This window comes from Gordonia sp. WA4-43 (assembly GCF_020520305.1).
Lineage (GTDB): Bacteria > Actinomycetota > Actinomycetes > Mycobacteriales > Mycobacteriaceae > Gordonia > Gordonia hongkongensis.
In genome coordinates this window covers 19,656-43,199 of sequence record NZ_CP084736.1, presented here as the reverse complement: position 1 = coordinate 43,199, position 23,544 = coordinate 19,656, and the positions used below count along the sequence as shown (strand labels likewise).

At 68.0% G+C, this 23,544-nt stretch carries 26 protein-coding genes and 1 tRNA gene; 12 read left to right on the top strand and 15 right to left on the bottom strand.

The window, feature by feature from the left end:
- Positions 1-50: 50 nt before the first annotated feature.
- The gene (gene opgC / locus LEL84_RS00205; RefSeq protein WP_226513024.1) at positions 51-1,352 is read left to right on the top strand and encodes an OpgC domain-containing protein; all 1,302 of its coding nucleotides are present in this window, start codon (positions 51-53) and stop codon (positions 1,350-1,352) included.
- 8 nt (positions 1,353-1,360) lie between these two features.
- Positions 1,361-2,518: a trans-sulfuration enzyme family protein gene (locus LEL84_RS00200; protein ID WP_068971349.1), complete on the top strand. Its 1,158-nt coding sequence runs from the start codon at positions 1,361-1,363 to the stop codon at positions 2,516-2,518.
- Position 2,519: 1 nt separating this feature from the next.
- Here LEL84_RS00200 and LEL84_RS00195 read toward each other — a convergent pair whose 3' ends face one another.
- Both LEL84_RS00195 and LEL84_RS00190 read right to left on the bottom strand, forming a co-directional pair.
- Positions 2,520-4,073, bottom strand: coding sequence for a methyltransferase (locus LEL84_RS00195; RefSeq protein ID WP_226513023.1), 1,554 nt, complete (start codon positions 4,071-4,073; stop codon positions 2,520-2,522).
- Positions 4,074-4,119: 46 nt separating this feature from the next.
- Positions 4,120-4,878, bottom strand: coding sequence for an HNH endonuclease family protein (locus tag LEL84_RS00190; RefSeq protein WP_319005252.1), 759 nt, complete (start codon positions 4,876-4,878; stop codon positions 4,120-4,122).
- A 191-nt stretch (positions 4,879-5,069) separates the two neighbouring features.
- On the opposite strand from LEL84_RS00190, the gene LEL84_RS00185 reads away from it, so the two are divergent.
- The 3 genes from LEL84_RS00185 (at position 5,070) to LEL84_RS00175 (ending at position 7,822) form a co-directional block, all read left to right on the top strand.
- On the top strand, positions 5,070-6,755 hold the full coding sequence (locus tag LEL84_RS00185) for a hypothetical protein (protein WP_226513022.1): 1,686 nt from the start codon (positions 5,070-5,072) through the stop codon (positions 6,753-6,755).
- Positions 6,756-6,867: 112 nt separating this feature from the next.
- The gene (locus LEL84_RS00180; protein WP_226513021.1) at positions 6,868-7,227 is read left to right on the top strand and encodes a histone-like nucleoid-structuring protein Lsr2; all 360 of its coding nucleotides are present in this window, start codon (positions 6,868-6,870) and stop codon (positions 7,225-7,227) included.
- A gap of 310 nt (positions 7,228-7,537) precedes the next feature.
- The gene (locus tag LEL84_RS00175; RefSeq protein ID WP_068971347.1) at positions 7,538-7,822 is read left to right on the top strand and encodes a hypothetical protein; all 285 of its coding nucleotides are present in this window, start codon (positions 7,538-7,540) and stop codon (positions 7,820-7,822) included.
- Between the two features lies 1 nt (position 7,823).
- Here LEL84_RS00175 and LEL84_RS00170 read toward each other — a convergent pair whose 3' ends face one another.
- Together LEL84_RS00170 and LEL84_RS00165 are read right to left on the bottom strand one after the other, a co-directional pair.
- On the bottom strand, positions 7,824-8,042 hold the full coding sequence (locus tag LEL84_RS00170; RefSeq protein WP_058250001.1) for a hypothetical protein: 219 nt from the start codon (positions 8,040-8,042) through the stop codon (positions 7,824-7,826).
- Positions 8,043-10,397: 2,355 nt separating this feature from the next.
- Positions 10,398-10,482: transfer RNA gene (locus tag LEL84_RS00165), tRNA-Leu, on the bottom strand.
- A 96-nt stretch (positions 10,483-10,578) separates the two neighbouring features.
- Between LEL84_RS00165 and LEL84_RS00160 the strand changes: the two genes are divergently transcribed.
- The 5 genes from LEL84_RS00160 to LEL84_RS00140 all read left to right on the top strand — a co-directional run bounded on the left by LEL84_RS00160 (position 10,579) and on the right by LEL84_RS00140 (position 13,873).
- Complete coding sequence (locus LEL84_RS00160; protein WP_058250000.1) at positions 10,579-11,016, top strand: hypothetical protein; 438 nt, start codon at positions 10,579-10,581, stop codon at positions 11,014-11,016.
- Positions 11,013-11,363, top strand: coding sequence for a DUF3817 domain-containing protein (locus LEL84_RS00155; protein ID WP_058249999.1), 351 nt, complete (start codon positions 11,013-11,015; stop codon positions 11,361-11,363). The genes LEL84_RS00160 and LEL84_RS00155 overlap by 4 nt, the downstream gene beginning before the upstream one ends.
- A 49-nt stretch (positions 11,364-11,412) precedes the next feature.
- The gene (locus tag LEL84_RS00150) at positions 11,413-12,519 is read left to right on the top strand and encodes a glycosyltransferase (protein WP_137810872.1); all 1,107 of its coding nucleotides are present in this window, start codon (positions 11,413-11,415) and stop codon (positions 12,517-12,519) included.
- Positions 12,520-12,665: 146 nt separating this feature from the next.
- Positions 12,666-13,238 carry a TetR/AcrR family transcriptional regulator gene (locus LEL84_RS00145; RefSeq protein ID WP_137810873.1) on the top strand — a complete coding sequence of 191 codons (573 nt, stop codon included), beginning with the start codon at positions 12,666-12,668 and terminating at the stop codon, positions 13,236-13,238.
- The gene (locus LEL84_RS00140; protein WP_058249996.1) at positions 13,235-13,873 is read left to right on the top strand and encodes a GNAT family N-acetyltransferase; all 639 of its coding nucleotides are present in this window, start codon (positions 13,235-13,237) and stop codon (positions 13,871-13,873) included. Before LEL84_RS00145 ends, LEL84_RS00140 begins: the two co-directional genes overlap by 4 nt.
- A gap of 29 nt (positions 13,874-13,902) precedes the next feature.
- Here the strand turns inward: LEL84_RS00140 and rdgB are convergent, their stop codons facing one another.
- The 11 genes from rdgB to clpS all read right to left on the bottom strand — a co-directional run bounded on the left by rdgB (position 13,903) and on the right by clpS (position 21,514).
- The gene (gene rdgB / locus LEL84_RS00135; protein WP_226513020.1) at positions 13,903-14,517 is read right to left on the bottom strand and encodes an RdgB/HAM1 family non-canonical purine NTP pyrophosphatase; all 615 of its coding nucleotides are present in this window, start codon (positions 14,515-14,517) and stop codon (positions 13,903-13,905) included.
- Positions 14,517-15,272 carry a ribonuclease PH gene (gene rph, locus LEL84_RS00130; protein WP_058249994.1) on the bottom strand — a complete coding sequence of 252 codons (756 nt, stop codon included), beginning with the start codon at positions 15,270-15,272 and terminating at the stop codon, positions 14,517-14,519. The genes rdgB and rph overlap by 1 nt, the downstream gene beginning before the upstream one ends.
- Before the next feature lie 35 nt (positions 15,273-15,307).
- On the bottom strand, positions 15,308-16,072 hold the full coding sequence (locus LEL84_RS00125) for a cyclic nucleotide-degrading phosphodiesterase (RefSeq protein WP_058249993.1): 765 nt from the start codon (positions 16,070-16,072) through the stop codon (positions 15,308-15,310).
- A gap of 78 nt (positions 16,073-16,150) precedes the next feature.
- Positions 16,151-16,957 carry a glutamate racemase gene (gene murI, locus LEL84_RS00120; RefSeq protein ID WP_226514206.1) on the bottom strand — a complete coding sequence of 269 codons (807 nt, stop codon included), beginning with the start codon at positions 16,955-16,957 and terminating at the stop codon, positions 16,151-16,153.
- Positions 16,957-17,586: a rhomboid family intramembrane serine protease gene (locus LEL84_RS00115; protein WP_137810875.1), complete on the bottom strand. Its 630-nt coding sequence runs from the start codon at positions 17,584-17,586 to the stop codon at positions 16,957-16,959. Before LEL84_RS00115 ends, murI begins: the two co-directional genes overlap by 1 nt.
- Before the next feature lie 25 nt (positions 17,587-17,611).
- Positions 17,612-18,583 (bottom strand): PLP-dependent cysteine synthase family protein, encoded by a 972-nt coding sequence (locus LEL84_RS00110; protein ID WP_137810876.1) that lies wholly within the window; start codon positions 18,581-18,583, stop codon positions 17,612-17,614.
- 2 nt (positions 18,584-18,585) lie between these two features.
- Complete coding sequence (locus LEL84_RS00105) at positions 18,586-18,873, bottom strand: MoaD/ThiS family protein (RefSeq protein WP_065629054.1); 288 nt, start codon at positions 18,871-18,873, stop codon at positions 18,586-18,588.
- Positions 18,874-18,875: 2 nt separating this feature from the next.
- Positions 18,876-19,283: a Mov34/MPN/PAD-1 family protein gene (locus LEL84_RS00100; RefSeq protein ID WP_137810877.1), complete on the bottom strand. Its 408-nt coding sequence runs from the start codon at positions 19,281-19,283 to the stop codon at positions 18,876-18,878.
- A 112-nt stretch (positions 19,284-19,395) separates the two neighbouring features.
- A complete protein-coding gene (locus tag LEL84_RS00095) occupies positions 19,396-20,496 on the bottom strand; it encodes a P1 family peptidase (protein WP_137810878.1) in 1,101 nt (366 codons plus the stop codon).
- A 48-nt stretch (positions 20,497-20,544) separates the two neighbouring features.
- Positions 20,545-21,120, bottom strand: coding sequence for a DUF2017 domain-containing protein (locus LEL84_RS00090; RefSeq protein WP_137810879.1), 576 nt, complete (start codon positions 21,118-21,120; stop codon positions 20,545-20,547).
- A 70-nt stretch (positions 21,121-21,190) separates the two neighbouring features.
- Positions 21,191-21,514 (bottom strand): ATP-dependent Clp protease adapter ClpS, encoded by a 324-nt coding sequence (gene clpS / locus LEL84_RS00085; protein WP_058249987.1) that lies wholly within the window; start codon positions 21,512-21,514, stop codon positions 21,191-21,193.
- Positions 21,515-21,533: 19 nt separating this feature from the next.
- On the opposite strand from clpS, the gene LEL84_RS00080 reads away from it, so the two are divergent.
- Positions 21,534-22,838: a nicotinate phosphoribosyltransferase gene (locus tag LEL84_RS00080; RefSeq protein ID WP_065629058.1), complete on the top strand. Its 1,305-nt coding sequence runs from the start codon at positions 21,534-21,536 to the stop codon at positions 22,836-22,838.
- Positions 22,839-22,887: 49 nt separating this feature from the next.
- Positions 22,888-23,499 carry an isochorismatase family protein gene (locus LEL84_RS00075; protein WP_068971708.1) on the top strand — a complete coding sequence of 204 codons (612 nt, stop codon included), beginning with the start codon at positions 22,888-22,890 and terminating at the stop codon, positions 23,497-23,499.
- Positions 23,500-23,544 lie beyond the last annotated feature (45 nt).

The following is a 23,544-nucleotide window of genomic DNA, read 5'->3' as shown; positions in this document are numbered from 1 at the left end:
GCCGCGGCCCGGGATGCCCCGGGCCGCGGCGCTGTCTATCGTGCAAGTCAATGAAACGAGACCTGGCCATCGATGCCACCCGCGGGGTGGCCATCTGGAGCATGATCACCGCGCACTTCGCGCATGAGTCCGTGCTGGCCACCCCGACCCACGCCTTTCCGTACGTCGACGGCATGTCCGCGTTCGTGATGCTCTCGGGCGTCGTGCTTGGTCTGGTCTATCAACGATGGGTCGCTCGCCATGGGCTGGCTTTCGCCTACAAGCGTCTTGCCAAGCGGATCGTCGTCCTCTATCTGTGCCAGCTGGCGATCGCCCTCGTCGCGGTCGCGGCCGCCCTGGCCGGTCACCGATGGCTGACGCTCCTGCTGCCGGTCGACGGGTGGGGTGACGGCCTGCGCCTGGCGCTGACCATGGACTATCTGCCCAGCGGGGGCAACATCCTGCTGCTGTACATGGTCTTGCTCATCTCCGCGTTCGGGCTGTTCCCCCTCCTGCGTCAGGGCTGGTGGCGCTGGGTGCTCGCCGGTTCGATCGCCCTGTACCTGATCTCGCTGGTCCACTCCCCCGACTGGTTCTATCTGAGCGCCTACCAGGCGGCACCGCACATCCAGAACGTCGCCGGCTGGCAGATCATGTTCGTCCCGGCACTGGTGATCGGCTGGAACTGGTCGCAGTGGCGTGTGCCGGAGTTCGTCGACCGCTGGATCATCGCGATCGTCGCCGTCGCGCTCGCGGTGGCACTGTTCTTCCACTTCGGCATCGACTACGGGCCGTGGGCCCATCTCGAACCGGCGGTCGCCGACAAACTCGACTTCCGCCCGGCCCGCGCGATCGGCGCCTATCTGGCCATCCCGGCCGTCTACGGGATCTTCCGACTGTTGCTCAGGTGGTGGCATCACGACTGGCTGCGTCCACTGGTCATGGCCGGCACCCGCAGTCTCGACTCCTACGTCATCCAGGCGATTGCCCTCGTCGTGGTGCCGATCCACATCGCACACCGCCCCTGGAACACCGTCACGATGGACGCCGTCGCGCTCCTGGTGTTCGCCGCCTGCTGGGGGTGGGCCGAGTTCCGGTACTTCGCGCACGTCGACAAACTGCACAAACTACCGCTGCGGATGGTCCGGCTCGTGCGTCCGCATCGACCCGACATCGTCCTCGGCCCCGAGCCCGGCGTCCCCACCCCGGAGAGCTCGGACGTCACCCGGGAACCCGGACCGGTCGTCGACGACCTGCCCGGCGTCGACCGGACCGGGACAGCCGGAGACGGGCCAGAACGAGACGGGCCAGTCCGGGCCGGAACAGCACCGGCCGGGACACGTGCGACCGAGCCGATGGGAGTTCATCCGTGACGGGTGAGATGACACGCAGCGTGCACGCCGGGAACGACTCGTCGGGCCCGTCGGTGCGGACGCCGATCACGATGGCGAACTCGTATCACCTCCCGCCCGAACCCGAGGCGATGAGCTGGTCGGGCACCGAGCAACTGTTCTACACACGCAACACCGGCGCCAATCAGGTTGCGCTGCAGAACAAGTTGGCCGCGCTGGAAGAGGCCGACGACGCCGTCGTCCTGGCCTCGGGCGTGGCCGCGCTGCACGCGGTGTTCTTCACGTTCCTGTCCGCCGGGGACCACGTGGTGGTGTCCGACACCACCTACGAGGCCACCTGGAAGCTCTGGTCGGAACTGCTGCCGACCAAGTACGGGATCGAGGCGACCTTCGTCGATGTCGGCGATCTCGACGCCACCCGGGCCGCCCTGCGCCCCGGCACCCGCATGCTGATCGCCGAGACGATCGCCAATCCGACGACGAAGGTCGCCGACATCGGCGCGCTGGCGCAGATCGCCGCCGACGCCGAGGCCCTGCTGCTCGTCGACGCCACCTTCACGCCGCCCACTCTGTACCGTCCGCTCGCCGACGGCGCGGACCTCGTCGTCCATTCGCTGACCAAGTACATCAACGGGCACGGCGACGCCATGGGCGGTGCCGTGCTCGGCCGGTCGGAGCTCATGTCGCAGATCCGGGAACAGGCGATGGTCGACGTCGGCGGCGTCATCTCGCCGTTCAACGCATGGCTGATCGCCCGCGGCGCGATCACCCTGCCGCTCCGGTTCGCCCAGCATCAACGCAATGCCGAGCGGGTCGCGGCCTTCCTCGACGACGACCCGCGCATCACCTACGTGCGGTACCCGGGTCTGGCGTCGCATCCCGAACACGACCTCGCGGCACGACAGTTCGGCGGCCGCGGCTTCGGGGCCATGATCGCGTTCGCGGTGCGCGGCGATCCGGCCACCCAGAACCGATTCGTCGCGGCGCTGACGACGATCACCTCGGCGGTGTCGTTGGGACACGACGAGTCACTCATCGTCCATGTCGGCACCGACGGCCCACGGGTCGCGGCCTACCCCGAACCGTTCCGCGAGTGGGGACATCTGCGGTTCTCCGTCGGGCTGGAAGACGCCGACGATCTCATCGCGGATCTCGCCGCGGCGCTGGACGCGACCTTCCCGGCCTGAGTCACGTCGCCTCGTACAAAATCCCCCGGCCGATCGCCTCGCGCACCACGGGCAGCGCCGCCTCGGCGAGTGCGTCGGCGTCGACGCCGTGGAAGTCGGCGAGGAGTTCGAGCAGTACGCCCAGCGGGACCTGCCCCCGACTGCCGGCGAGCAGTGCGCGCGAGACCTCGTCGACACCGAGAACGGCGCCGGGACCCCCGGGCCGGCGGACGGCGGCCGACACCTGTTGCCAGCCCTCGTCCCCCGGGAGCGAGAGCTCCTCGAGCATGACCGGGGCCACCGACAGCCGCCGAGCGAGCAACTGTTCGTCGGAGGTCTCCCGCAGGTAGCGCCGTCGCGCGAGGAACGCCTGGGCCTCGGGCCCGGTCACCTCTTCACCGGCGCCGGTGATCTCCTCGATCACGACGTCGGGCTCGCGGTGCTCACCGTCGAGCGGGGCGCGGGCGGTGATCGAGCCCATCCCGATGGCGACGATGCCGTTGGCCTCGAACCATTCGAGCCACTCCGCACCTCGCCGCGCGGCGGTCGCCTCGTCCTCACCGGCATCGGACAGCCACAGCGACACATAGCTGATGGGGTCGGCGACCTCCCGCTGGACCACCCAGGCGTCGAGTCCGGTTCCGGCGAGCCAGGACCGCACCCGTTCCGGCCAGTCGTCGCCGTCGCGAATGACCCAGTTCGCCAGGATCTGTGCGGTGCCACCAGGATTCAGGTGCCCGGGCAGCTCGCGGACGAGTTGTTCACACAGCCCGTCCCCGACGACGCCCGAGTCGCGGTAGATGTAGTCCTGCCCGCCCGCGCCGACGACGAACGGAGGGTTGGACACGATGAGGTCGAACCGTTCCCCTGCAACGGGTTCGAACATGCTCCCCGCCCGCAGATCCCACGACATCCCGTTGAGACGGGCCGTCGCGGCGGCCAGCGCCAGCGCCCGGTCGTTCGTGTCGGTGGCCACGATCTGCTCGCAGTGCGCATCGAGATGCAGCGCCTGGATGCCACATCCGGTTCCGATGTCGAGAGCGCGGCGGACGGGTTCGCGGATGACGGCCCGGGCCAGCGAGATCGACGCGCCGCCGATCCCCAGGACGTGGTCGTGGGCAACGGGTCCGGGTCGCATCGCGGCATCCTGGTCGGCGATCACGTGGTAGTCGCGGGTGTCGTCGGCGTGCGGACGGATGTCAAGGCGGGCCCGTAGAAGCGATTCATCAACCCGGGCCAGCACGCCCTGCGTGACCAGCACATCGACGCCCGTCGTCGGAACCGCCTCCGCGACAGCGGCTTCGGGTTCGTCCGAGCCCAGCAGGAACAGCCGGATGAGGGTCGCCAGCCGACGGTGGTCGCCGGCGACATCACGCGTCGCGGCGAGGGCCGGCCACCAGACACCGCGGACGAGGGCATCGTGAGCGCCTTCGCCGAGCAGTTCGGTGACACCGTCGTTCGTGTATCCCGCCGACCGCAGATCGGCACCGAGGGCCGCCACGGCGGCGGGCTCGGACAGAGGATGACGATCCGCGCGGTCGGCGAGTGGCTGGGGTCGTCCCTGGTCCGCGGTCACGGTCCCCAAGGCTACCGACGACCGGCGCGCCCTCGGCTCGACGGGTTCAGCACGACGCGAGGACCCGACTCATCGCGTCGCGTTCGGCAGGCGTCACCCACAGCCCGTAGGACTTCTTGACCTCGATCTGCCGGCTCACGTAGGTGCACCGGTACGACTTGTTCGGGGGAAGCCAGGTCGCCGCGTCGCCGTCTCCCTTCTGCTGGTTCACGGCTCCCGAGACCGCCTGGAGGTTTCGCGGGTCGTTCGCGAACTCGACGCGCTTGCCGGCGGGCCACACGGCCGCGCCCTTCTGCCAGGCGTCCGACAACGCGACGACGTGGTCGATCTGGACCAGCGCCGAGGTGTCCTCGCCTCGGGTGAACGGCATCGTCGTACCTGTGTACGGATCCGCCAGTGTGCCGGCGAGCACCCGGCACCCGTCGGCGTGGAAGGTGATGCCGGTGAGGTCTCGCCGCAGGATGTCCTCCCGGGTCCGGCAACCGTTGCGGCCGTACTGCACGTCGACCGCGTCGTCCCATGCCCTCCCGAATCGCGACCGTTCATATCCGGTCTTGGGTGCGCGACCCTTGACCTGCAGCGACGCGAGATCGGCCTGTTCCCGGCCGACCGCCGGTGGCGGCGTATCCGGCGACGCACCAGCCGGCGGTGACGATGGCCCCGTCGTCGAGGGCATGGGCTGGGTGCGCTCGGATGAGGGGCGCTCGAGGCCCGGACCGGGTTCGACGTCGACGCACGACACGAGCACCACGGCGACCGGCACCGCGGCAAGTACTCCCGACAACCGTGCCGCTCGACGTCTCACCCCGGAATCGTTGCACGGCGCACCGACATCCCCGTTCGCCGACCCGGTGCGGGGGTTCTCGCCGCGCACCTTGAGCTTCGTTCGACTAACTTTCCCTTCGCGGACTGCTGTGGTCACGCACGACGCCGCGGCGGCGCACGGTCGCCGGCGGTGTCGCCGGGTCATCAGACGACTATTCGGGTAGTGGGTGCATGAGTTCAGGTCGGGGCAATGCGGCGCGGGGTGTACCGCCATGGGTTCTGCGGATGTTCGCCGTGTTCACTCTGGCGATGTCGTTGCCCACTCTTGCCGGCGGGTCGGGCACCGCCGCGGTGCTCGGCAGCCCGGCACCCTTCTCCGCGTCACCCCTGCGTGCGACGCCGGTCCACGAACTGACACCGACCGTCGACCCGGAGACCGAGACCTACCCCGAGCGACTCGAGCGCATCGAGACCATGAGCCGCCCGCTGCTGCCCACGCCGAAGTCAATTGAGGGCCCCGAGACACGCTGCGCAAGCGGCGATTTCACGACCCTCGCAGTGGTGTACGACTCTGTCTTCGACGCGGTGTACGAGGTCCTGCCGCCGTCTCTGCGTGCCGCGGCGAGGCAGAGCCGGGTCGCGGCGCACCGCGACATGCGCCGTCTGCACGTGTCGACCCTCGCCGTCACCGAGCACCCCCTCACCCTCGGCGCCGACGACGACGATCCCGCACTCGACTACCGCGACCCGATCTCGCAGCTCCTCGTGTCGAACCTGCTGAAGATCCGCGACGGCCGGCACACCGAGGCCATCCCCCTCGGGAACATCACCGTCATCCAGGCCGTGGAGACGGTGTGGCTGTACCTGTTCACCACGGTCCTGATCCCCGCGCGCGTCCTCGCCGGTTCGACCCCCGACCTCGTTAGCCCCTTCGCCGGCACGGACGCCGACTTCCTGGCCCCGTTCGTCACCTACAACTGGCTCATCTCGGCCTTCGTCTTCTCGTCGGAGTTCGCGGTGAAGGCCCTGCTGCGCGCCACCGCGAAAACGGTCCTCGAGCAGTGCCTCGCACGCGTCACCGATGAACAGCGCGCCCTGGCCGGACGCGCGAGCGACACCGTGCATTTCGACATCCCGATCCCGCCGATGGTGGCCGATATCGCCGACCACCTCGCCCTGGCGGATGTCGAGACGTGTACGCCGATCGGGTCGCTCACACTCGGCCGGCTGGTGCGGTATGTGTCTGCGCAGGCGCAGGAGAACAATCCCGCCGACGCACCCCGCATCCGGGCCGAGACCACCAGAATTCTCGGCGCCATGCGCGGAATCCGCATTCATCACAACCTCATTCCGCTCGATCCCGCGGAGGACCGCTCGGTCGGCGAGTTGGCGGCGTCGTTGTTCGGTTCGCTGATCCCGATCTTCGGCGGGGCGCCGCTCGACATCCTTCTCGGCATCGGGCACAACATCGGCCACGGGGCGGACCCATGGGAGACCGTGTCCCTGGACGAGCTCACGGTCAGCAAACCGATCACCGCGGCGCATTATGCGTACAAGTTGGCGCTGCATTTGATCCGGGAAGTAGGCAATGTCATCGAGCCGTCGATCGTCGGTGACAGCCCGCTACGACCCACCAGACTGCTCGTCACGGCCCTGGGCCTGCCGATGACCTACGGACTGGTGACCGCGCACCACGTAATTCGGTCGATGTGCCTACGCGTCGACGACACGACGGGCAGCGGACTCGGCGCGGAGGCCAATCGGCGGACGACAACCGACTCGACTCCCCGCATCAAGCCGACGCGAAAGCCGGAAGCCTCCCGGTCATCGGCGTCGAGAACATCGGAACCGTCACGTCCGGAAGAATCCATTCGCCATCCCGAACCGCCCCGATTCGCCATTCCCGGCCGCAATTGACTCCGTGTTGCGCATTCGGTAATCGCGATGTCGGACGATTCGCCCGAGAATCCCGACACCGGGAAAGCGCAGGTTCATGCTTCCCGCGCGTCTATCGACTACCGTTGGGGGCGTGTCGAAAATTCAGACGGTGACCTTTGTCGACGACCTGGACGGTCGCGAACTCGATCCCCAAGACGCACAGACCGTTTCGTGGTCGTGGCTCGGCGTCGACTACGAGCTCGACGTGTCCGCGGCCAATCTCGACAAGATCGAGCAGGGCAAGGTGACAGTCGCGAAACTACTCAAGGCATCGACCCGGGTCGGCGGCCGACGACGGTCGCCATCAGCACGGACGAAGACCAATTCCGCCGGGAGTGGTGCGTCGGTGAATGCCTCGATTCGAGACTGGGCAGCGGAGAACGGATATGAGGTGTCCGCACGCGGCCGCATTCCGAACGACATCGTCGAGGCCTACAACTCCGCACACTGATATAGCCCACCGTATTGTCACATTGATCGCCAGAGCCCGATTCTTCGGACTCTGGCGATTGTTCTTCCGCGGGGCTGATTGTCGATCCCCCGCCGATTACGTTCTGCCCTAAGGAGTTCCGCCGGCAGGGCGGAAAAACCCTGCGGCGGCGTCGAATCGAGATGCCGCGCGGATTCCGCCACCGATCAGCACCTTCCCCGTCTTCATCCTGTCAATGGACATCTTTGATAAACTGATGTCCACGCATGGTGTGCCACCGACGTGCAACGCAGTCACCGTCGGAGGCCACCCGAGGGGACAGGACAACCGGATGAGCACAACGGAGAACGAGTCGGTCGACGCCGACCACGCTGACGGCGAGGCCCCAGGGGAGGTCTCCGTGGCGGCCCGGGTCAGGGTCACGCTCGACGACGGTTCGACAAGGGAGGGCGAGGTCGTCGACGACTTCGCGGACCTGGCCGGCGACACCACCGTCGAGACCCGTATCGACGACGAGCACACCGCACGACTACGCCGCTGGGCGATCTCGACCGACGATCACCAGATCGTCTTCGCCGACGACGACGCGGTCGAGGTCATCTCGGCCGAGCTGTGACTCAGAGCGGCGCGAGCCCGATCATTCGACGGTCCGACGAGAAGATCCACCCGTCGCCGTAGGGCTCGAGTGCTTTGCCGGTGACTAACGCATCCGCGTCGAAATCGATGGCGAGGAACGGTGCTGTCCACGCGACCTCGCCGGTGGTCACGTCGACAGCCGTGAGGGTGACGCCATCGCTGCCGGCCAACAGACGGTCGCGATAGCCGTCTGGGTTCACAATGGGCCGCCTAATGCACAGCGGTGCAGTACCGAAGCCCACACCCTGCTTATAGCGCTCATGAAGCCCCCGAGCCAACGCCCGCTCGCGCGACCTACACGAGCCATGAGCCCTCGCCGCATGGACTCTCAACCACCCTCGCACCCGAACACGCCATCACGACCCACGGGTTCCGGCTTATCATCAACGCCCCGGCCTGGTCGCCAACCACCATGAACATGTTTCTTCACTGACCTACTCGCCGCCCGCGCGATCGTATGCGAAGACGGTGACGATGCAGGGTCGCCTTCTCCGCACGGATCTACCGCCCGGTATAGGGGGTTCGCAGACTCCCGCTGCAGGTCAGCACGTGACAACAGTTCGGATTGGTCCAGCCTCGCGTGAACTCGTACCCAAACGGGCAGCGAGAACCATACGGCCAACTGATACAGCCGACGTCGGCGTAGGTGAACCTTGCCGGCCCGTGAAACTCTAAAAAGACTGAGTATTGCTAGTGGGAGACCGAATAGCAGAAAACCGACAAATGCGCCAGAGGAGATCCCGCGCTCTACGGCTGCGACCATGGTAGTCGGCAGGGCTACGCTACTCCAAAGAATCCAGGCTGCGAATGGCTGCAACACAAAATGCAGCTTCATTCTCTTCGTGTTGAATGATGACCAGGATGTAAGAGCGCAGAATCCGATCACAAACAGAAAGAATGTGACGACGGTGGGTACGAGTATCGCCGTTTGCCAGAGGTAACTCCCGGCCATCGCCTGATCCCGAAGCACCCTCACGACTGAGACATACAGTACAACGCCCACCCATAACGGGGCACTCACCGCTGCGGTCCTAACGAAGAGGGCGCCGACAAGGGAATGCCGCTGGCCGTTCGAGACACTTGGCACTCCCTTGTCTCGCAGGACTGTCCGCCACTTGTGCAGTCGGTCGAGTCGCTGCTCTAGTACTTTCTGGCGGCGGTAGCGACTCGCCGAGCTGAAGTCATCGAGCAGGATGCTGCTCATCAAGAAGATAGCGATCGTCCCAAAAGTCGCCAGCACCATCGCGCCGACGTCTGACTTGTCATGCACACCAAGCCAACCGACTGTCATTACTACAACGCACGCGCATGCTAACGCCGATGTCATCGCATCCATACACTGTCGCCATAGGGCCATTGCGGCTTGCTCAATGTAGGATTCGCTCCCCTTGTTTCGCATCGACAGTGTGATGCTTATCGACACCGAAGCAGCCAGCGCGATACCGATCCAGTTTCGCGCGGTCTCAGGTGTTACGAGGCCATCTAAGTGTGGTCGGATGTCAGGAACCCACTGATACGGCTCAAACATCTGAGCGTCCGTCTGCCCCGGGTGTCCCAAAAGCCAGACCAAATAGCCTGCGCCGTAGGTGACTACGAAGGCTCCGATCACGTCCCCGATTACGCGAGAGCGAAATCGATCGCGGACGTGGCGCCTGGCTTCCGCTGACAGTCTTCGGGCCTCGAGACGGGCTTCATCGGCGCAAGGCTTTTTTCTTCGTTCTAGACGCGGTCGTAGGAATCCAAAACGCAGACAAAGTAGAGCGATCATCGTCAATAGCAGACGTTGCGCTCTTGTTCGAGTCATTCTGTACCGCTCTTCCCGTCGAGTGCGGCTTGCATCCTAAAAGCGACGCAGAAACCGCAAAGGTAAGTTGCAACTGATTGGAAAGGTGACCATATCGAAGACCCCTGACATTCATGGAGTGATCTGGCGCCGCCAGTCGAAGGCGCTAGCCGGCCGCCGAGTCCGCGTCCATTGAGAACGGGTCATGGCATCGAAAGCGGAACTCCGCGAGATGCATGCAGCGGCCACGGCGCTCCAAGGGTTCGCGACCGTCCGCCCAAGATGATCGAAGAACGGGCGACGAGCATGTTGAGCGCAATCTCGATATGCACGCCGGTCGACTGAATTCGACGACGTCATCGGCGCTGCACTCGACGACACAATTCCGTCTGTTGAGGTCGATCCAGTCCCGACAACAGACCTTGCCGGCGCCGTTCCCAGATCGGAGTTTCTTCTCTGTGCGACGGTTCGCTACCGCCAAACTATGTCCAACATCCAGACAGTCGCAGTCATTGACAATCTAGATGGGCGGAATCTGAGATGCCCAGCGGGCGTCACTGCCAACCGTTGCCGCAAGTGTTTCCGTTCTGAGAAGGCTTGAAATGTTGGCATGCCGGATGCCGACGGGTGCTCGGCGCGTCGGTAGTTCTGCTGCGCCGAGTGCGCCGCGACTTGAGCTGTTACCTAGGCAAGGCTGCACCAGGCGCGAGGAGCACTGTCACCGTCGACTCACGATGCAGGGCTTTCGAGCGCAACTGCGGGTGCGAGTTTATGGTGCGCGAGGGGGGACTTGAACCCCCACGTCCTGAGACACTGGAACCTAAATCCAGCGCGTCTGCCAATTCCGCCACTCGCGCGTGGGCGCGACTCGCCGGAGTGTGAGTCACGCAGTGTAACGGCGACCACCCTACCGGCCGCGTTCTGATCATCGCAGGCCAGGTACCGTCGTAGCCATGTCCCCCACCCGTCGCCGCACCCACCGGCCCGCGCTCACGGTGCTCGCCGTATCCGCTGCGGTGGTGTGCCTGGTGCTCGCGTGGTGGCAGTGGTCACGGTACGAGTCCGCATCCGGTTCCGGACTCAATCTCGGCTACGCCCTGCAGTGGCCGGCGTTCGCCGCGGCCGTGATCTATGCCTATCGCCGCTTCGTCATCCTGGAGAGCGATCCCGAGGAAGCCCGCAAGGTCGCGGCGAAGAACTCCGTCGCCGAGATCCCGGAGGGCATCCTGCCCGAGCGACCCACCACCCCCAGCGCGTCGTCGTTGGCATCGCCGGACCCCGCCAACGATGTCGCCCTGGTCGAATACAACCGCTATCTCGCCGAGCTCCGCGACGCGGACGCTCACACCACCGACGCTCGACCCACCCCCTCATCGAAAGGCCCGCAGTGACCGAGACCGACCCCACCGCCCCCGCCCTCGCCGCCCCGGTGGAGAAGGTCCGCGGCGCGTTGTTGCGGTATCGCGTCCTCGCCTGGATCACCGGCGTGTGGTTGCTGCTGCTCGTCGTCGAACTCGTCCTGACCTACGGCTACGACAACCACGCTCTGGACTTCGTACCGTTCGTGCACGGCTGGGTGTACTTCGTCTACTTGATCATGGCCATCGACCTCGCTATCAAGGTCCGCTGGAGCGTCGGCAAGACCATCATCACCGCGATCGCGGGCACCATCCCCTTCCTGTCCTTCTGGTTCGAGCACAAGCGCACCAAGGAAGTGAAGGCGCAGTTCAACCTCTGATCTTCTCGCGCTGGTCGGCCGTTCACCCGGGTCGGGCTGACTGGACCCCGTGCGGATCGTCCAGCTCGCGAACTTCTACGGCGGCCGCTCCGGCGGTCTGCGCACCGCGGTGGACCGCTGGGGCGCCGGGTATGCCGGGGCCGGTCACGACGTCGTCCTGATCGTTCCCGGCGCCGATCCCGGCGAGGAGACGCTGAACTCTGGGGTCACGCGGATCACCGTGGCCGCACCGCGGATTCCCGCCTCGGGCGGCTACCGCCTGGCGTCGGCCCGCCGCGTCGCCGACGTCCTCGCCCATCTCCGTCCCGACGCCCTCGAGGTGTCCGACCGCCTCACCCTGCGCGGCTTCGGCCGGTGGGCTCGCAGGCGAGACATCCATTCGACGATGGTGTCCCATGAACGCCTCGACCGGCTGCTCGGCCAGGTCATGCCCGGCCGCTCCGCACGTGCACTGGCCGACCGCGCGAACGCGGCCACCGCCCGTGACTACGACACCGTCGTGTGCACCACCGACTTCGCCGCCGCGGAGTTCAATCGAGTGAGGGCGACCAACGTCGTCCGCGCCCCGCTCGGCGTCGACCTCGATGTCTTCGACCCACGACACCTCGACCCGAACCTGGGCGCACGGTGGTCCGACGGCACCAGTGCGCTCATCGCCCACTGCGGACGCCTCTCGGTGGAGAAGCGCGCCGACCGCAGCATCGCCGCGCTCGGCAGACTCCATCGGTCGGGAACGCCGGCGCACCTGGTGATCGCGGGCGACGGGCCGATGCGAGCCCCGCTGCAGCATCTGGCCCGCGGATTGCCCGTGACCTTCCTGGGCCATCTCTCCGAGCGGAGTCAGGTCGCCGCCCTCCTCGCCAGCGCCGACATCTCCCTCTCCCCCGGTCCGCACGAGACCTTCTGCCTCTCCGCGCTGGAATCACTGGCCGCCGGCACACCGGTCATCGGGTCGCAGTCGTCGGCGGTCGCGACCCTGGTCGACGACACGTGTGGCGCGGCTGCCGAGGACTCCGGCCCGGGCTTCGCGAGCGCGATCCGGCAGGTCCTCAGCCTCCCCCGCGTCGACCGCGAACGGGCGGCGCGTCATCGAGCGACCCAGTACCCCTGGCCCGACTCGGTCGCGCGGATGTTGGGAGTCCACGCGGGCTGCTGAGCGCCCCTCTGCTTCGCCCCGTGCACAGGCGATGCATTTCGACGCCCGGTCGACGGGATCGAGCGCACAATTGAAACTGTACCGTCTGGACGGTATAGTTATATGTGATCCGGGAAGTCCCCGGGACATCGAGCACGGAGGGTCCGATGGCACGCACGTCCGGGCGGAGTGCTGCCGACACCCGACGGTTGATCCTCGACGCCGCGGCCCGGCTGATTGCGCGACACGGTGCCGCCGTGTCCGTCTCCGAGATCGCCGCCGCGGCCGGGGTGTCGAAGGGCGGACTGCTCTACCACTTCCCCGCCAAGGACGGCCTGCTCGAAGAACTCGCGGCGGACCTGATGGCCCAGTTCCGGTCGAACGTCGAACGGACCGCCGACGAGGAGGACGACGCGCCGGGACGGCTGACCAGGGCCTACATCCGGGTGAGTTTCGCCGACGCGCGAGACTCCGCCGGCCTGCGCGACCAGATCGCGCTGGCCGCCAGCCTGATGTACGAACCGGGCCCGGCCGCGCTCGCCCAGCAGGACGCCGATCACTGGCGTGCCGCGCTGTCCGACGACGGTCTCGACCCGGCGGTCACGCGGCTGATCATCGCGGCCGCCGACGGCTCGAACACCGCTCCCCTGTGGGGAGCCGTCCTCGACGACACCGAACGGGCCGCCCTCGAAGCAGACCTCATCGCTCTCACCCACACACACGCAAAGAAGGGATCATGACCGACATCACCTACCGCCCCTACCGTTCCACCGACGCCGAAGACGTCAAGAAGATCATCGACGAGGCGTTCTACATCCACCGCTACGTCCACGGACAACACGTCCTGGACGCGGCACTCGAGGTCTACCTCCGCGAGCAACTCGTCGCGAGTACCTGGAGTCGCGTCGCGGTGAAGGACGGCCGCGTGGTGGGAATCATCCTGGGACGGATCGACGGCGAGCCACATCTCGGCGAGCGGACGAAGAACCGCGCGCTGCTCTGGGCGCATACCGCCAGAGCTGCGATTCTCGGACTGCCCCAGTGGAAGTCGCTGCGGGCCCTGTTCGCTTTCGAGTCGGTGGCCCACCGGCTCGGCGCCGCGACGGGCACGTCGCTCGACGACGAACTGACCCTGTTCGCCGTCGCCTCGACGACGCGCGGACACGGCGTCGGAGCGGCGCTGTACGGCGCGTTCCTCGACCATCTCCGAAGCCGCGGCCGCTCCGACTTCCACCTGTACACAGACTCGCTGTGCACCTTCGGATTCTACGAGCGGCAGGGCATGTCACGTGCCGGCGCCGACGATATGGACATCCTGCTCGACGGCGAACCGCACACGCTGGGGGTCTACATCTACACCGGCGCCGCGAGCTGATCGGAGTCCGGACGCCGACGCAAGGGGGGTCAGCCCGCGAGCGCCCGCAGCGCCGGAACCAACTGCGCCAACGCTTTTCCGCGGTGACTGAGCCCGTCCTTCTCCGCCGGCGACAGCTCCGCCGCGGACCGGCCGTCGGCGATCTCGTCGTCCGGGGCGAACAACGGGTCGTACCCGAAACCGTGCGGCCCGCGCTCCTCCCGCAGGACCCGCCCACGCCACTCGCCGCGCACCACCGTCTCCGTCCCGCCCGGCAGCACGAGCGCGCAGGCCGAGACGAACGCGGCGCCGCGTCGTTCGTCCGGGGTGTCCGACAGCTGGGCGAGCAGCAGCGCGTTGTTGGCCGGGTCGTCCCCGTGCCGGCCCGACCAACGCGCCGACAACACGCCCGGCATGCCGTTCAGGGCATCCACCGCGATACCGGAATCATCCGCGAGACATGGGATTCCGATGGCCTTCGCACCCGCGCGGGCCTTGATCAGCGCATTGTCCTCGAAGGTGGCACCGGTCTCGGGCTCCTCCGGGTAGTCCGGCACCGCGTCGAGGCCGACGATCTCGACCCCGGTGATGCCCGCGGCGTCGAAGACGCGCTGGAGCTCGGCGAGCTTCTTGCCGTTGCGGCTCGCGAGAAGCACCGAGGACATCAGGCCCGTCCGGGAAGTTCGCCGGGGTACGGCTCGGCGAGTACGGCTCGCTGCGCCTCGAACAGCTTCTCGGTTCCGATCGCGGCCACGTCGAGCAGCGCATCGAGCGTCGAGCGCGGGAACGTCGCACCCTCGCCGGTGCCCTGCACCTCGACGAGCGTGCCGGCGTCGGTCGCCACGACGTTCATGTCCACCTCGGCGCGCGAATCCTCTTCGTAGGGAAGGTCGAGTCGGACGCGGCCGTCGACGACCCCCACGCTGACCGCGGCGATCGCGCACGAAAGCGGTTGCGGGTCGGACAGTTTGCCCGCGGCACGCAGGTAGGTGATCGCGTCCGCCAGCGCGACATAGGCACCGGTGATGGCTGCGGTGCGGGTACCGCCGTCGGCCTGCAGGACGTCGCAGTCCAGGGCGATGGTGTTCTCGCCCAGGGCACCGAGATCGACGCACGCACGCAGCGACCGGCCGATGAGTCGACTGATCTCGTGGGTGCGACCACCCACCCGGCCCTTGACCGATTCACGTGACGACCGGTCGTGGGTGGCGGCGGGCAACATCGCGTACTCCGCGGTCAGCCAGCCCAAGCCTGAACCACGACGCCACGGCGGGACACCCTCGGTGACACTCGCGGTGCACATCACCCGCGTCTTGCCGAATTCCACCAGGACCGAACCCGCCGGATGGCTGGTGAAACCGCGGGTGAACGTGATGGGACGGAGTTCGTCGTCGGCTCTGCCGTCAGCTCGTGTGGTCACGGGTCTCACTGTAACGACCGGCGCGGACACGATAGCTAGGTGAGGTCGAAGACCTGTCCCTGGCTGACGAGCTCCGTCGGACCGGAGAACGTGCTGCGGGCCTCGGCGAGGATCTCCGCCGAATCGGACCACGGGGCGACGTGGGTGATCGCGAGTGTTCGGACGTTCGCCTTGGTCGCGGCCTCCCCCGCCTCGATGCCCGACATGTGCAGATCCGGTGGGCGCTCCGAGGGCGCATGGGTCCACGACGCCTCGCACAGGAACAGGTCGGCGTCGGCCGCGAGGTCGATGAGTTCGTCGCACGGCGCGGTGTCTCCGCTGTAGGCGATGACCTGTCCGTCTGGACCGGTGATCCGCAGACCGAAGGTGTCGGGCGGATGATTGACGTTCATCGCCCGGATGCGCATCCCGCCCAGGGTGATCTCCTGGTCGTCGCTCCACTCGTGGACGTCGAAGGTGTCGGTGATGTCGTCGAGCTGTCCGGGGAATTCCGACGACCCGTAGCCGATCCTGAGGGCGGTGCCGGGTGGGCCGTAGAGCGGCGCCCGCCGCCGTGCCGGCTGTGGTGCGTACCGACGCCAGACGAGCATCGCGGGCAGATCGAGGCAGTGATCGGCGTGGAGATGACTGAGGACGACGGCGACATTGTTGGGGTCGGTGACGCGCTGCAGTTCGCCGAAGACACCCGGGCCGCAGTCCACGAGGACCGGTTGTTCACCGGGTACGGAGAGCAGGTAGCCGGAGCACGCGGCTCCCGGTCCGCCCACACTGCCCGAGCACCCGAGGACCGTGAGACGCATAGGCCCCACTGTGCCACGATTCCGCGCGCGGGCGGCGGCATACGGGTCACAAGTGCGCGGCGATGCGCGGTTGACCCCTCACACGTGCTGCACGGCTCCGATCACCGGCCCCAGGAATCGGTTCGACAGTTTCGCGAAGAGCTCCGGGTCACCGGTCGCCTGGAAGACGCGGGTGGCGTCGCGGCCGGTGTGCGGGTGCAGCAGGTCGGCCTCGGTGAGGACCCGGAAGAGGTCTTTCGCCGTCTCCTCCGCGCTCGACACCAGGGTGACCTCGTCGCCCATCGCCAGCTGGATGACCCCGGACAGCAGCGGGTAGTGGGTGCAGCCGAGGACCACGGTGTCCACGCCGGCCTGCTGCAGTGGTTCGAGGTAGCCCTGCGCGAGCCCGAGGATCTGTCGGCCGCTGGTGATCCCGCGTTCGACGAAGTCGACGAACCGCGGACAGGGCACCGCGGTGATCACCGCATCGCGTGCCGCCGCGAACGAATCCTGATATGCCCGTGAGAAAATCGTCGCCTCGGTGCCCAGCACGCCGATTCGGCCCGTCTTGGTGGCGACCACCGCGCGGCGCACCGCCGGCAGCACGACTTCGATGACCGGGATGGGGGCGTATCGCTCGCGCGCGTCGCGGAGGCAGGCGGCCGAGGCGGTGTTGCAGGCGATGACGATGGCCTTGACCCCTCGCTCGGCGAGGTCGTCGCCGATCGCGAGGGCGTGGCGTCGGATCTCGGGGATCGTCAGCGGACCGTACGGCCCGTTGGCCGTGTCTCCGATGTAGACGATGTCCTCGTCCGGCAACAGATCGATGATCGCGCGCGCCACCGTCAGTCCCCCGACACCCGAGTCGAAGATCCCGATGGGTGCGTCCTGGCCGCCCGCCGCGATTATGGCGCAACCCCCGGTGCGGTGACCGCCGGCTTCCGTCGATCCCGGGCCGCGAGTGCCCACGCCGCGAACACGCCGGCGATCGCGCCGAACAGGTGGGCCTGCCAGGAGACCAGGGGATCCGAGGGCAGGACGCCCCACAGGATCGATCCGTACACGAGGAACAGCACAAGGCCGCCGAGGATCTGCCACAGATCGCGGTTGAACAGGCCGCGGACGATGAGGAAGGTGAGCCAGCCGAACACGATGCCCGACGCCCCGACGGTGATCGAGTACGGCGCTGCGAACAGCCACACACCGACCCCCGACACCACCCAGATGATGCCGGTGACGATGAGGAACCGCCGCGTCATCAACACGAGAAAGCACAGCACCGCGCCGGGCATCAGGTTGGCGAACAGGTGTTGCCAGTCGCCGTGCAGCATCGGCGCCCACAGGATGCCGTCCAGTCCGTCGACCTGTCGTGGTTCGATGCCGTTCTGGTCGAGGTCGTAGTGGGTCGCCACGTCGATGGCCTCGATGACGAACAGCACCGCGACGATGCACGCGGTGATGATCGCCGAACGCAGCCACAGCGGACGCGCGCGTCGCGCGGGCTGCTGCCCGACCGGCGGGGTGTACGAGCTCATGGCTGGAAAGTCCTCGGTAGCGGGGTCAGGCCCAGAGCTGGCCTTCGAGTGCCTGCTCCGCGTCGTCGAGACTACCTTCGTACGCCCCGGTCGACAGATACTTCCATCCCGCGTCGGGCACGACGAAGCCGATGTCGGCGCGGGTCCCGGCCTTCAGTGCCCGTCGGCCGATACCACGCGCGGCCTGCAGGATCGCACCGGTGGAGATCCCCGCGAAGATGCCCTCGAGGTCGATCAGTTCCCGCACCCGCGCGACCGCGTCGACGCCGGTCACCGAGAAGCGGCGGGTCAGCACCGAGTCGTCGTAGAGCTCGGGGATGAAACCCTCGTCGATGTTGCGCAGGCCGTAGACCTCGTCGCCGTACCGGGGTTCGGCGGCGACGATCTCGATATCGGGGTTGCGTTCGCGCAGGAACCGCCCGACGCCCATCAGCGTTCCGGTCGTGCCGAGCCCGGCGACGAAGTGGGTGATCTCGGGCAGGTCGGCGTACAACTCGGGGCCGGTGCCCTCGTAATGCGCCGCGACGTTCGCCGCGTTGCCGTACTGGTAGAGCATCACCCAGTCGGAATTGTCCGCGGCGAGGCCCTTGGCCACCGCGACCGCGGTGTTGGAGCCGCCCGCCGCGGGTGAGGAGATGACCTGCGCGCCGAACATCCGCAACAGCGAACGGCGTTCCTCCGAGGTGTTCTCGGGCATCACGCAGATCAGTTGGTAGCCCTTGAGTTTCGCCGCCATCGCGAGCGAGATGCCGGTGTTGCCGCTTGTGGGTTCGAGGATCGTCGAGCCCGGCCGCAGCAACCCGTCGCGTTCGGCCTGTTCGATCATCCGCAGCGCGGGGCGGTCCTTGATGGATCCGGTCGGGTTCCGGTCCTCGAGCTTGGCCCACAGGCGGACGTGCGGGCCCTCGTCGGAGTCGTCCCAGCGCGGCGAGAGCCGTTGCAGACCGATGAGCGGGGTGTTGCCGACCGAGTCGATCAGGGAGTCGTAGCGGGCCACGCTCAGCCGCCGGCGACCGCGGGCAGGATGGTCACCTCGTCACCGTCGTCGATCGGGGTGTCGAGGCCGCCGGAGAAACGCACGTCCTCGTCGTTGACGTAGATGTTGACGAACCGGTGCAGTTTGGCGGTGCCGTTCTCGTCGGGCGCGACGAGTCGTTCCTTCAGCCCGGCGTTGCCCGTCTCGAGGTCGTCGATCAGGGCGGCCAGCGTCGAACCCGACCCCTCGACGCGCTTCTCCCCGCCGGTGTGGGTACGCAGGATCGTCGGGATGGATACGGTGACAGACATTCTCAGCTCCTGATCTCGATCTCTTCTTCGGTGACCGCACCGTCGACGATGCGATAGCTACGGATCTCGGCGGTCTCGGGGTCGCGCGTGGACACCAGCACGTAATGGACGCCGGGCTCGCCGGCGTAGGAGATGTCGGTGCGGCTCGGGTACGCCTCGGTGGCGGTGTGCGAGTGGTAGATCACGACGGGTTCCTCGTCACGGCGGTCCATCTCCCGCCACACCGCGAGCTGCTCGGCCGAGTCGAAACGGTAGAAGGTCGGCGACCGCTCGGCGTTGATCATCGCGATGAAACGCTTCGGATCGTCGGAACCCTCCGGCCCGGCGATCACCCCGCAGGCCTCGTCGGGGTGGTCGGCGCGCGCGTGCGCGACCATGGCGTCGACCAGCTCCTGCCCGATCTTCAGCATCGGTGTCGCATTCTCCTGTCCACACGTGTCCGCACCCGGGAACCCCGGGTTCCCCGAGGCGCAACATCGTCGCCGCGGCACCTATTCCGTTCGCCGTCCCGACGACCCCCGGTCAGCGGAATGCCGACGGCGCCGTCTGTGCGTAGGTGGGGATCGATGCGACCGGTTCCGCCGCGAGGACCGCGTTCACGATCGCCCGCTGGACGACGTCGGCCGCGGCCCGGCACACCTCGGCGACTACCGCGACGTCGGCATGCATACCCGCCGGCGCCGGCATCGGTGTCGCCGGCCGGACCGCGCCCGTGGCGATGCCGAAGATCGTGTCACCGTCGAGCGGGGAGTGCGCGGGCCTGATCGCCCGCCCGAGACCGTCGTGTCCGGCCATCGCCAGCCGCTTGGTCATCGGCGCGTCGAGCACGGCATCGGTGGCCACGACACCGATCGTCGTGTTGAGCACGGTGTGCTTCGCCGCGAGGTCGGCGAGCGAGTCGATGTCGGCGGCCGATGGCCGGCGCAACCCGAGGCGGCCCAGTTCGGTCTCGCCGAGGTCCCACGGCAGCCCGGTCTGCGGGTCGATGACCGCCCCGACCGGGTTGGCGACCATCAGTGCGCCGACGGTGATGCCGGCCGCGGGACCGGCGTCGAACGTCATCGACGCCGTTGCGACCCCGCCCTTGAGCGCGCCGGCCCGGGCGCCGACACCCGCACCCACACACCCGACGGCGAATTCCGTGTCCGCCGCGCGGACCGCGTCCACTCCGAAGTCCGCGTCGGGTCGGTGGTCCCAGGCACCGACGGGGAGGTCGAAGATCACCGCGGCGGGGACGATCGGCACCACGTGCCCGCGGTCGTCGAGCGGGAGTCCGATCCCGTCGGCCTCCAGCGCGCGCATGACCCCGTCGGCGGTGGCCAGTCCGTAGGCACTACCTCCGCTGAGCACGATGGCGTGCGCGGTCTGGACCGTGTTCGACGGGTCGAGGAGATCGGTTTCGCGGGTGCCCGGACCGCCACCGCGGACGTCGACGGCGGCGATGGCGCCCGGCGCCGACACCCGTACGACGGTGGTCCCGGTGGCCCACCCGTGACCGTCGGGGGCCTCCGGTGCACCGGCGACCCGGGCGTCGGGGTCGACGCGGTGCGCGTGCCCGACGGCGAGGCCGGCGATGTCGGTGATGCGATTGCCGGCCGGGGCCGGTCGGCCGAGTGTGCTCACGAGACCCCTGACGTCGAAGCGGACGAAGTTCCCGAACGGAACCCTAGATCACATCAGGGCTTCGACGAGGAGGTCCTGCATCACCGTGAGCCAGTGGTAGACGTCGAGATGCGCCGCATGCGGGTGGTCGGGCGGCAACTGCTCGGGCGTGTCCTCGGAGATCCCGAGCATCGCGCCGAGTGCCAGTCGCACGTCGTTGAGCGAGGTGAGCCACGCCGCGGCCTCGTCGGGAGTCAGGGCGAAGTCCCCGCCCCCGGCCGGCAGGGTGTCGAGCAACACCCGGGCGGCGCCCAGCTTGGCGTCGATGATCTGTGGTTCGTGAACGCTCCGCAGCGCCGAGTTCAGTTCGCCGTTGACGACCTCGGCGGAGAGTTCGTCGTCCTGGTCGGGCCGGTGGAAATCCGGGAGGAGACGGCCCAGGGTCACATCGTCGGGTGCCTGCGAGTGCCCGACGTCGATACCGGTCAGCCTCGCGAGGTCGTCGCGGGGCGCGGAATCGGCTCGTTCGGTGAGCAATTCGCACATCGACGTGACCATCGACGCGAGCAGCTCTGCTTCGTGCGCGTCGAGTTGCGATGCGATGCGCATCGTCTCGCCGCGCCCCTTGCGTTTCCAGGTGCGCACGCGTCCCAGTGTGCCTGCCGCGCCGCGAAGGCCGCCCGACCGGTTCGGAGTCGTCCACGGCCGGTCCGGGTCACGAATCCCGCTGCATCGTCGCCCACAGGCCCGCGGCGTGCAGCTTCGCGACGTCGGCCTCGACCTTTTCTCGGTCCCCGGAGGAGACCACTGCCCTGCCCTCGGTGTGGACCTGCATCATCAGTTCGTTGGCGCGGGACTCGGAGTAGCCGAAGATCTTCTGGAAGACGAAGGTGACGTACCGCATCAGATTGACCGGGTCGTCCCACACGATCGTCATCCAGGGCTTGTCGAGTCCCGCCGCGCCGTCGGCGACCTCTGGTTCGGCAACCGCCGTACCGCCGGGGGTAGCCTCGTGCGCACGAGTTTCGTCAGGCGCCATGAGGACAGGGTAGGCGATTGTGAGCAACGACAACACCGCGCTGCTGACCGATCAGTACGAACTGACGATGGTCGCAGCGGCACTTCGCCACCCGGTTGCGCACCGCCAGTGCGCATTCGAGGTCTTCGCGCGCCGCCTCCCCGACGGCCGGCGCTATGGCGTGGTGGCCGGAACCGGCCGCGTTCTCGACGAGCTCGCGGCGTTCCGGTTCGGCGACGAGGAGATCGCCGTGGTCGAGCGATTCCTCGACGCGGACACGGTGGCCTGGCTGCGGGACTATCGGTTCTCCGGTGACATCGACGGCTACCGGGAGGGCGAACTCTACTTCCCCGGTTCGCCGATCCTCACCGTCCGCGCGCCCTTCGCGGAGGGGGTCCTCCTCGAGACCCTGATCCTCTCGATCCTCAACCACGACAGCGCGATCGCGTCGGCCGCGGCACGCATGGTCAGCGCGGCGGGGTCGCGCCCGATCATCGAGATGGGCTCGCGGCGCACCCATGAGCGCGCCGCGGTCGCCAGTGCGCGCGCCGCCTACATCGCCGGTGTCGCCGCCACCTCGAACCTCGAGGCGGCCCGGAGCTTCGGCGTACCCAGCGCGGGCACCGCCGCCCACGCCTTCACCCTCGGTTTCACCGGCCCGGACGGGCCCGACGAGAAGGCCGCGTTCGCCGCGCAGATCGAGGCCCTCGGGATCGGTACCACGCTGCTGGTCGACACCTACGACATCACCCAGGGCGTGCGCAACGCCATCGAGGTGGCCGGCCCCGGACTCGGTGCCGTGCGCATCGACTCCGGCGACCTCGGGGTGCTGGCGCGCCAGGTCCGCGCGCAACTCGACGACCTGGGCGCGACGGAGACGAAGATCGTCGTGTCCGGTGATCTCGACGAGTACGCGATCGCCTCGCTGCGCGCCGAGCCGGTCGACACCTACGGGGTCGGGACGTCCCTGGTCACCGGGAGCGGGGCGCCGACGGCGGGGATGGTGTACAAACTCGTCGAGGTCGACGGCCTGCCGGTGGCCAAACGGGCGAGTCACAAGGAGTCGCGCGGCGGCGCCAAGTCGGCCGTGCGGGCGGCCCGGTCGAGCGGCACGATCGTGGAGGAGATCGTGTATCGCGCCGACGGCACCCGCCCCGCGCCGGACGGGCTCGGCATCCGGGACCTGCAGATCCCGCTCGTCCGCGGTGGGACGCCCGTGGCGTCGCTGCCCACTCTCACCGATGCCCGCGCGCACCTCGCGGCCGGCCTGGTCAGCTTGCCCTGGGAGGGTCTCGGCCTGTCCCATGGAGATCCCGCGGTGCCGACCCGCTACGAGCTCGGCTGACCGCACCCCGACGCCCGGAACCGATGTCCCCCGACGACAGGAGAATTGGATGAGCGCCGAACGCAGCGACGGCACCCGTCCCGCCGACGCGCTGATCGTCGTCGACGTACAGAACGACTTCTGCGAGGGCGGCGCCCTCGGGGTGAACGGTGGCGCCGCGGTCGCACGGGCGGTCACGTCGATCCTCGACGAATACCAGACCGTCGTCGCGACCCGCGACTATCACATCGACCCCGGTGCGCACTTCTCCGACGACCCCGATTACGTCGACACCTGGCCACCGCACTGCCGCGTCGGCACCGACGGTGTCGCGTTCCACCGCGAATTCGACGCCGCGGCGGCGCACGAGGTCTTCTCCAAGGGCGAGTACAGCGCCGCATACTCCGGCTTCGAGGGCGCGGCCGCCGACGGCTCCACCCTCGCCGTGTGGTTGCGGGAACGGAAGGTGAAGTCGGTCGACATCGTCGGCATCGCCACCGACCACTGCGTGCGCGCGACCGCGCTCGACGCCGTGGAGGCCGGCTTCACCACCCGGGTCCTCCTCAACTTCACCGCCGGTGTCGCGCCCGAGACGACGTCGAAGGCTCTCTCGGCGCTGCGGCAGGCGGGTGTCGAACTCGTGGGCGACCTGCTCTACGACGGGTCGAGTCGGACCGGGTAGCAGCGCCGTGGTCCCGACCACGATCCCGATCTCGACAGCGGGAAC

What these genes read in the sequence shown, in the direction of transcription:
- opgC (WP_226513024.1), top strand. Translation starts at nt 51, where the DNA reads ATGAAACGAGACCTGGCCATCGATGCCACCCGCGGGGTGGCCATCTGG.
- LEL84_RS00200 (WP_068971349.1), top strand. Translation starts at nt 1,361, where the DNA reads ATGACACGCAGCGTGCACGCCGGGAACGACTCGTCGGGCCCGTCGGTG.
- LEL84_RS00185 (WP_226513022.1), top strand. Translation starts at nt 5,070, where the DNA reads ATGAGTTCAGGTCGGGGCAATGCGGCGCGGGGTGTACCGCCATGGGTT.
- LEL84_RS00175 (WP_068971347.1), top strand. Translation starts at nt 7,538, where the DNA reads ATGAGCACAACGGAGAACGAGTCGGTCGACGCCGACCACGCTGACGGC.
- LEL84_RS00160 (WP_058250000.1), top strand. Translation starts at nt 10,579, where the DNA reads ATGTCCCCCACCCGTCGCCGCACCCACCGGCCCGCGCTCACGGTGCTC.
- LEL84_RS00145 (WP_137810873.1), top strand. Translation starts at nt 12,666, where the DNA reads ATGGCACGCACGTCCGGGCGGAGTGCTGCCGACACCCGACGGTTGATC.
- LEL84_RS00140 (WP_058249996.1), top strand. Translation starts at nt 13,235, where the DNA reads ATGACCGACATCACCTACCGCCCCTACCGTTCCACCGACGCCGAAGAC.
- rdgB (WP_226513020.1), bottom strand. Translation starts at nt 14,517, where the DNA reads ATGTCCTCGGTGCTTCTCGCGAGCCGCAACGGCAAGAAGCTCGCCGAG.
- LEL84_RS00125 (WP_058249993.1), bottom strand. Translation starts at nt 16,072, where the DNA reads ATGCGTCTCACGGTCCTCGGGTGCTCGGGCAGTGTGGGCGGACCGGGA.
- LEL84_RS00115 (WP_137810875.1), bottom strand. Translation starts at nt 17,586, where the DNA reads ATGAGCTCGTACACCCCGCCGGTCGGGCAGCAGCCCGCGCGACGCGCG.
- LEL84_RS00105 (WP_065629054.1), bottom strand. Translation starts at nt 18,873, where the DNA reads ATGTCTGTCACCGTATCCATCCCGACGATCCTGCGTACCCACACCGGC.
- LEL84_RS00100 (WP_137810877.1), bottom strand. Translation starts at nt 19,283, where the DNA reads ATGCTGAAGATCGGGCAGGAGCTGGTCGACGCCATGGTCGCGCACGCG.
- clpS (WP_058249987.1), bottom strand. Translation starts at nt 21,514, where the DNA reads ATGGCGCCTGACGAAACTCGTGCGCACGAGGCTACCCCCGGCGGTACG.
- LEL84_RS00075 (WP_068971708.1), top strand. Translation starts at nt 22,888, where the DNA reads ATGAGCGCCGAACGCAGCGACGGCACCCGTCCCGCCGACGCGCTGATC.